Raw genomic sequence first — 6863 nt, 5'->3', positions numbered from 1 at the left:
CCGGTCGTCTGCTGCTCAGTCCTCGTCTCCGGGTCGGCCGGTCGTCTGCTGCTCAGTCCTCGTCTCCGGGTCGGCCGGTCGTCTGCTGCTCAGTCCTCGTCTCCGGGTCGGCCGGTCGTCTGCTGCTCAGTCCCGCCGCGGCTCAACCGTCGTCTGCTGCTCAGTCCTCGTCCCGCGGCGGGGTGTCCCGCGTGCCCGGCGCCGGGTCTTCCTGCGGCGGGGTGTCCACCGGCCCGCCGCCCTTCCGCGGCGCCGTGAAGCCGTTGAAGCCGCGCCGGACCCGGTCGCCCAGGTCCCCGGCCCCGCCCGCGAGGTCGGTGACCAGCTTCATCAGCGGGTCCTTGGAGTTCCTCACCTGGCCGGCGTAGTGCGCCGCCGAGTCGCGGAAGGAGTCGCCGACCCCGGCGTCCTTGTCCTCGCCGCGCCGCGGGTAGTGCCCGTCCATGATCCGCTGGTGGTCGCGGGACTCGGCCCACCGCTTCAGCTCGGCCGCGCGCACGGCCGCGAAGGGGTGGCTGCGCGGCAGCACGTTGAGGATCTTCAGCACCGAGTCCCGCAGGTCGCCCCCGGCCTCGTACTCCTCGGCCTGCTCCAGGAACGCGTCCACGTTCATCTCGTGCAGGTGGTTTCCGCCCGCCATCTTCATCAGGCCGCGCAGGGAGGCCCGCAGGTCCTGCCCGACCAGCAGCCCGGCCCGGTCCGCGGACAGCTCGGACTTGCGGAACCACTCGCGCAGCGCCGTCACGATGCCCATGACCGCCAGGTTGCCCAGCGGGATCCAGGCCACCCGGACGGCGAGCTGGGTCAGGAACAGCAGCACCGTGCGGTACACGGCGTGCCCGGACAGGGCGTGGCCCACCTCGTGCCCGACGACCGCCCGCATCTCCTCCTCGTCGAGCAGCTCGACCAGGCCCGTGGTGACCACGATCACCGGCTCGTCCAGGCCGACGCACATCGCGTTGGGCTGGGGGTCCTGGGTGACGTACATCTGCGGGACCGCCTCCAGGTCCAGGATGTAGCAGGCGTCGCGCAGCATGACGTTCAGGTGGCCGAACTGCTGGTCGGAGACGCGCACCGAGTCGGACAGGAACAGCAGCCGCAGACTGCGCTCGGGCAGCAGGCCGCTCAGGGCCTTGAACACCGTGTCGAAGCCGCTCAGTCTGCGCAGCGCGACCAGGGCGGACCGGTCGGCGGGGTGCTCGTAGGCGCGCGAGGAGATCCCCGGGAAGCGCCTGCGCTGCCTGCCCGGCGCGCGCTCGTGCCGGTACGTGCCACGGCCGTCGTCCGACATGTCGTCCCCCATGTGTCTGTGTGCCGGTGTGCCCCTGGAGCGTCGCCCAGCCTAGGCGGAGTTACCGTGGACGGGCAGTACAGCGAAGGAGTCCCGCCATGGAGCACCGCCCCGCAGCCGCGTGGCTTGTCGACGCCGCCGGCGCGGCCGCCCGGGACCAGGGGTCGGGCTACCTGCTCAGGGTCGTCCTGATCGTGATGGTGGTGGGCTGTGTGCTCACCGGGTGGTTCCTGCTGCGCGGGTACCGTCAGAAGGACGACTGAGGCGCCGGGACGGTTCCCGCGGCGGAGTCGGCGTGATCGGCCGGGAGGCCGCCGCTTACGATGGGCCGACATCTTTATCCCGCCCACACCCGTTAGGTCCTGCCGAAGATGAGCTTCCACAGCGCCGCAGCCCAGTTGGTCACCCTCGCCGCAGAGGGCGAGGAGCACGGCGGCAACCACGAGAGCCTGAGCCCGTTCGTCACCGGTGGCTGCGCGTTCCTCATCCTGATGCTCCTGTTGTGGATCACGACCCGCTTCAACCGCGACCGCTGAGCCGCGGCACGGCGCCGTCCCGGACCGTCCCGGGGGTCCGTCGGCCGACGCGTTCATGCCGGGCCGGTAGGGTCTGCACGCATGGGAGAGCAGGACATGCCTACCGGTCCGGCGAGTGACACGGTGAAGCGCCCGGAGCGGGGTCCCGGCAGCGGTCCGTCGACGCCGGGCAAGCGCCGCCTCGGTGTCATGGGCGGAACGTTCGACCCGATCCACCACGGGCACCTGGTGGCGGCCAGCGAGGTCGCGGCCCAGTTCCACCTGGACGAGGTCGTGTTCGTCCCGACGGGGCAGCCGTGGCAGAAGAGCCACCGCGCCGTCTCCCCGGCCGAGGACCGCTACCTGATGACGGTGATCGCGACCGCCGAGAACCCGCAGTTCTCCGTCAGCCGCATCGACATCGACCGCGGCGGCCCCACCTACACCGTGGACACCCTGCGCGACCTGCGCGCGCTCAACCCGGACACCGACCTGTTCTTCATCACCGGCGCCGACGCCCTCGGCCAGATCCTCACCTGGCGGGATTCCGAGGAGCTGTTCTCGCTGGCCCACTTCATCGGCGTCACCCGGCCCGGCCACCACCTGAGCGACCCGGGACTGCCCGAGGGCGGTGTCTCCCTCGTCGAGGTGCCCGCCCTCGCCATCTCCTCCACGGACTGCCGTGCGAGGGTCGCCGCCGGCGACCCCGTCTGGTACCTGGTGCCGGACGGCGTGGTGCGCTACATCGACAAGCGCCAGCTGTACCGCGGCGAGTGAGTCGGGAGGGGCACCGGTGAACGACCGATACGACGCCGGCTACGGGGGCGACCAGTACGAGCTCGTCGGCTACGACGAGTACGGGCAGCCCGTGTACCGGCACATCCCGGCACAGCAGGCTCCGCAGCAGGCGTACGACGCCTACGGCAGGCCGTACGGGCAGCAGCAGGACCACTCCTACGACCCGTACGCGGCGGGCGGGCAGCAGCAGTCCGCGCCGTCCTACGACGGCTACGACACCGGCCGCCAGGCACCCGTACCCCCTTACCACCCCTACGATCCCTACGCCTCGCAGGGCGCCCACGCCCCCTACGGCACCGGTGAGCCGGACGCCTACGGCGCGGCGCAGGCGGCGCCCCACGACGCCTACGGCCGCACGGAGGCCGCCGGCCGGCAGCCCGGGGAGGCCGGGCAGGCTCGCCGCGTCCCGCAGCAGCAGGGCCGCCCGGTGGAGGACGAGCCGGCGCGGGAGGCCGGGGACGGGGAGTACCACACCGAGCAGTTCGCCTTCGTCGAGGAGGAGGACGACCGCTCCGAGGACGTCATCGACTGGCTGAAGTTCACGGAGAACCGCACCGAGCGCCGTGAGGAGGCCCGCCGCCGGGCCCGCAGCCGCATCGTCGCCCTGGTCGTCGTGCTGGCGCTGGCCGCCGCCGGCGGCGTCGGCTACCTCTGGTACGCCGGGAAGCTGCCCGGGCTGTCGTCGTCCGGCCGGAAGGCCGGCGGCGCCACCCCCGCGGCCGCCCAGAAGCGCGACGTGATCGTCGTCCACCTGCACAACACCGTCAGGGGCGGCACCTCGACGGCGCTGCTGGTCGACAACACCACCACGCGCCAGGGCACCACGGTCCTGCTGCCCAACACGCTCGCCCTGACCTCCGACGACGGCAGCACCACGACCCTCGCCGAGTCGGTCGACGACGACGGCTCGGCCGGCACCAGGGACCAGCTCGACACCGTCCTCGGCACCAGCATCCAGGGCACGTGGCGTCTGGACACCCCCTATCTGCAGAACCTCGTCGACCTGGTCGGCGGCATCGAGGTGGACACCGACACCGACGTGCCCGACCCGGACACGAAGAAGAAGGGCGCCGCGCCCCTCGTCCACCAGGGCAAGGACCAGACGCTCAGCGGCAGGATGGCCGTCGCGTACGCCACCCACCGCGCCTCCGGCGAGTCCGCGAACGCCCAGCTGGAGCGGTTCGGCCAGGTCATGCAGGGCGTGCTGCGCAAGGTGTCCTCCGACCCGCAGGCCGCCACCGTCACCGTGCAGACGCTGGCGCAGATCCTCGACCCCTCGCTCACCGACAAGGACCTCGGCACCTTCCTGGCCGGGCTCGCCGACCTCGCCAAGGGCGGCGACTACCGGACGGCGCTGCTGCCGGTGCAGGACGACGGCAGGCTCAGCGCCCAGACCAGCGAGAGCGTCGTCAGGGACGTCCTCGGCGGCACCGCGAAGAGCCCCGAGCAGTCGGCGGCCGTCCGGGTGTCCGTGCAGAACGCCGGCGGCGCCGAGGACCTCACCGACAAGGCCCGCGTCGTCCTGCTCAACGGCGGCTTCACCTTCGTCGAGGCCGGCAGGGCGTCCGAGGTGCGGCAGACCTCCCAGGTCCTCTACGCCGACGCCGCCGGCAAGGAGAACGCCACCGAGGTCGCCAAGACCCTCGGCCTGCCCGCCGGGTCCGTCGCCCGGGGCGAGGTCACCTCGAACGCCGACGTCTCGGTCGTCCTCGGCCAGGACTACGACCCGTCGTCGTGACCGGGACCGCGGGAGGCGTCCGGTGCGGGCGGCCTCCCGCGGGGCCGTCCGCCGCGGGGCCGGGGCCCCGTGGCGGCGGGCCGGGGCGGCTCCGGCCGGGGCGGCGGCCCCTGCCGGCTTCGACACGTGGGGCGTGCCCGGCGGTCCGTGAGACCCTTGATGTCAAGTGACCGCCTACGGAAAGCTTTGCAGTGACCGCAACCGACCACTCTCTCGAGCTCGTCCACACCGCCGCCCAGGCGGCCGCCGACAAGCTCGCGCACGACATCATCGCCTACGACGTCAGCGACGTGCTGTCGATCACGGACGCCTTCCTGCTCGCCTCCGCTCCCAACGATCGCCAGGTCAAGGCGATCGTCGACGAGATCGAGGAGCGGCTGCTGAAGGAGCGCGGCGTGAAGCCGGTACGCCGCGAAGGCGACCGCGAGGCCCGCTGGATCCTCCTCGACTACGTGGACATCGTCGTCCATGTCCAGCACAGCGAGGAGCGCGTCTTCTACGCGCTCGAGCGGCTGTGGAAGGACTGCCCCGAGGTGGAGCTGCCCGAGGACGCCAAGGCCACCCGTGGCAAGGCGGAGGAGCACGCCCGGCAGCAGGCCGCCGGACAGGCGGCGGAGCCGGACGGTGCCTGGTGAGCGGTGGCGCCGCTGACCGGACCGGCCGGGGCCGCCGCATCATCCTGTGGCGGCACGGCCAGACCTCCTGGAACGTGGAGCGCCGCTTCCAGGGCACCACGGACGTCGAGCTGACCGAGACCGGCGTCGGGCAGGCCCGCCGCGCCGCCCGGCTGCTGGCCTCCCTCGGACCCGACGCGATCGTCTCCTCGGACCTGGCGCGGGCCAGGCGGACGGCCGCCGAGCTGGCCGCGCTCACCGGCCTGGACGTCGCCCAGGACGAGGGCCTGCGCGAGACCTACGCCGGTGTCTGGCAGGGGCTCACGCACGAGGAGATCATCGCCCGGTACGGCGAGGAGTACGCCGCCTGGAAGCGCGGGGAGCCCGTGCGCCGCGGCGGCGGCGAACTCGAGACCGAGGTCGCCGACCGCGCGGCCCCCGTCGTGCTGCGCCACGTCGAGAAGCTGCCCGACGACGGCACGCTGGTCGTGGTCAGCCACGGCGGCACGATCCGCACGACGATCGGGCGCCTGCTCGGCCTGGAGGCCCGCCACTGGGAGAGCCTCGGCGGCCTGTCCAACTGCTGCTGGTCCGTCCTCGGCGAGGGCGCCCGCGGCTGGCGGCTGCTGGAGCACAACGCCGGCACCCTGCCCGAGCCGGTCCTCGGCGACGACGACTGAGCCGTCCCGGGGCGACCCGGGACCCGGATTTCACTTTCCGGCAGGTCGCAGGCTAAAGTTCTTCTTGTTCGCCCCGCCGAGCGGAGCGAAGGACCAGGCGGCCCAGCCGCGTGGGACAAGGGGCTATAGCTCAGTTGGTAGAGCGCCTGCATGGCATGCAGGAGGTCAGGAGTTCAATTCTCCTTAGCTCCACGGACGACTCCCTGTCGAGCCGTCACAGATCGGTGATCAGAATCCCGCCCCGGCAGGGGCGGGATTTTCTGTTGTCCGGCCGACGAGATGGTGCGATGCGACGGCCGCGTGATCCGTATCACCTTCTCGCGGCGGCCGCCACAGGCGCCGCCGCCACTGCCCGAGCCTGGTGATCCTTCAGGTGCTCAGCTCCGCGCGCGGCGGTCGCGCAGTCCGGCCGGCTGATCGGGGGTGGCGGTCTTCGGTGCCCTGTTCCCGCACCGGCTTGAGTCACTTGGGGGCCCGGGGGCGTATACCTCTGCGCAGGCGCTCTCGGCGTGCGCGTACGCCCCGGTCGGGACGGCCGTGGCGGGTGCCGTGGCCGGACTGGTACCGAGGCGTCGCTGACCGTATCGGCCCGGCCGTGGCAGAATCAAACGGCCGGAAGGGGGCGCGGCCCGACGGGAGGGAGTAGCGATGCCTGCCAGCATCCTCGTGGAGGTCGACCACCTCCTCGACGGGGCGTTGACACGGGACACGGTCACCCGCCTCAGCTGCCCCTCCTGCGGTTCCCTCCACGTGGCCCAAGTCCTCGGCGACAACGGCGGGATCTCGTACGTGTGCACGGCCTGCGGCCACAGCTGGAGCTGATCGATGGGTGCCCACAGGCGGAAGTGCGACTGGTGCGGCAGCGGCACGCCCATCGTCCGGGACATGGAGCCGGTCAACCCCGACTACCAGTACTGGTGCGAGGAGTGCGCGCGGGCGCTGATCATAAAGGGCGACCCCATCGAGACCTACCGCGAACTCGAGGGCGAGCCGATCTACGGCCGGCTCCTGGAGGAGCACTGCACGCTGAAGCGGTTCTATTCGTTCGTCACGGCATGACCCGGGCCGGGCCCTCCTGAGGAGACCCGGCCCGATGTGTTTCCCGAGCATGCCGGCCGAGGTTTTCCCGGGTCCATACGGTCATACAGGACACAACGGAAACCGATTTGGTGTCGCACCCCCGGGACCGTGTAATGTTGGCGTCGCCGCCAGGGAAACCGGGCGGCG

9 protein-coding genes, 1 tRNA gene and 1 pseudogene are annotated in these 6863 nt (G+C 72.0%); 10 read left to right on the top strand and 1 reads right to left on the bottom strand.

The window, feature by feature from the left end; translation table 11 throughout:
• Positions 1 to 160: 160 nt before the first annotated feature.
• Entirely contained in the window at positions 161 to 1303 is a 1143-nt protein-coding gene (locus ABZ920_RS12280; RefSeq protein WP_361502251.1) for a M48 family metallopeptidase, read from the bottom strand.
• Between the two features lie 86 nt (positions 1304 to 1389).
• Here ABZ920_RS12280 and ABZ920_RS12275 point away from each other — a divergent pair, with 86 nt between their 5' ends.
• The 10 genes and pseudogenes from ABZ920_RS12275 (at position 1390) to ABZ920_RS12230 (ending at position 6695) form a co-directional block, all read left to right on the top strand.
• A complete protein-coding gene (locus ABZ920_RS12275) occupies positions 1390 to 1554 on the top strand; it encodes a hypothetical protein (RefSeq protein ID WP_361502249.1) in 165 nt (54 codons plus the stop codon).
• Between the two features lie 108 nt (positions 1555 to 1662).
• Complete coding sequence (locus ABZ920_RS12270; protein WP_361502246.1) at positions 1663 to 1827, top strand: hypothetical protein; 165 nt, start codon at positions 1663 to 1665, stop codon at positions 1825 to 1827.
• Between the two features lie 81 nt (positions 1828 to 1908).
• On the top strand, positions 1909 to 2583 hold the full coding sequence (gene nadD, locus ABZ920_RS12265; protein WP_361502243.1) for a nicotinate-nucleotide adenylyltransferase: 675 nt from the start codon (positions 1909 to 1911) through the stop codon (positions 2581 to 2583).
• A gap of 16 nt (positions 2584 to 2599) precedes the next feature.
• Positions 2600 to 4342, top strand: coding sequence for a LytR C-terminal domain-containing protein (locus ABZ920_RS12260; protein ID WP_361502240.1), 1743 nt, complete (start codon positions 2600 to 2602; stop codon positions 4340 to 4342).
• A gap of 191 nt (positions 4343 to 4533) precedes the next feature.
• Positions 4534 to 4977: a ribosome silencing factor gene (gene rsfS, locus ABZ920_RS12255; RefSeq protein ID WP_361502237.1), complete on the top strand. Its 444-nt coding sequence runs from the start codon at positions 4534 to 4536 to the stop codon at positions 4975 to 4977.
• A complete protein-coding gene (locus tag ABZ920_RS12250; protein WP_361502312.1) occupies positions 4971 to 5636 on the top strand; it encodes a histidine phosphatase family protein in 666 nt (221 codons plus the stop codon). Before rsfS ends, ABZ920_RS12250 begins: the two co-directional genes overlap by 7 nt.
• A 119-nt stretch (positions 5637 to 5755) precedes the next feature.
• Positions 5756 to 5828: transfer RNA gene (locus ABZ920_RS12245), tRNA-Ala, on the top strand.
• 197 nt (positions 5829 to 6025) lie between these two features.
• Positions 6026 to 6215, top strand: a pseudogene (locus ABZ920_RS12240) (MFS transporter); the annotation flags it as partial.
• A gap of 69 nt (positions 6216 to 6284) precedes the next feature.
• Entirely contained in the window at positions 6285 to 6458 is a 174-nt protein-coding gene (locus ABZ920_RS12235; RefSeq protein WP_361502235.1) for a hypothetical protein, read from the top strand.
• Between the two features lie 3 nt (positions 6459 to 6461).
• Positions 6462 to 6695 (top strand): hypothetical protein, encoded by a 234-nt coding sequence (locus ABZ920_RS12230; RefSeq protein ID WP_003976229.1) that lies wholly within the window; start codon positions 6462 to 6464, stop codon positions 6693 to 6695.
• Positions 6696 to 6863 lie beyond the last annotated feature (168 nt).

The sequence above is a fragment of the Streptomyces sp. NPDC046831 genome (genome assembly GCF_040645305.1).
In the GTDB taxonomy this organism is placed as follows: Bacteria; Actinomycetota; Actinomycetes; order Streptomycetales; family Streptomycetaceae; genus Streptomyces.
This window is presented reverse-complemented; position numbering and strand designations above follow the sequence as displayed.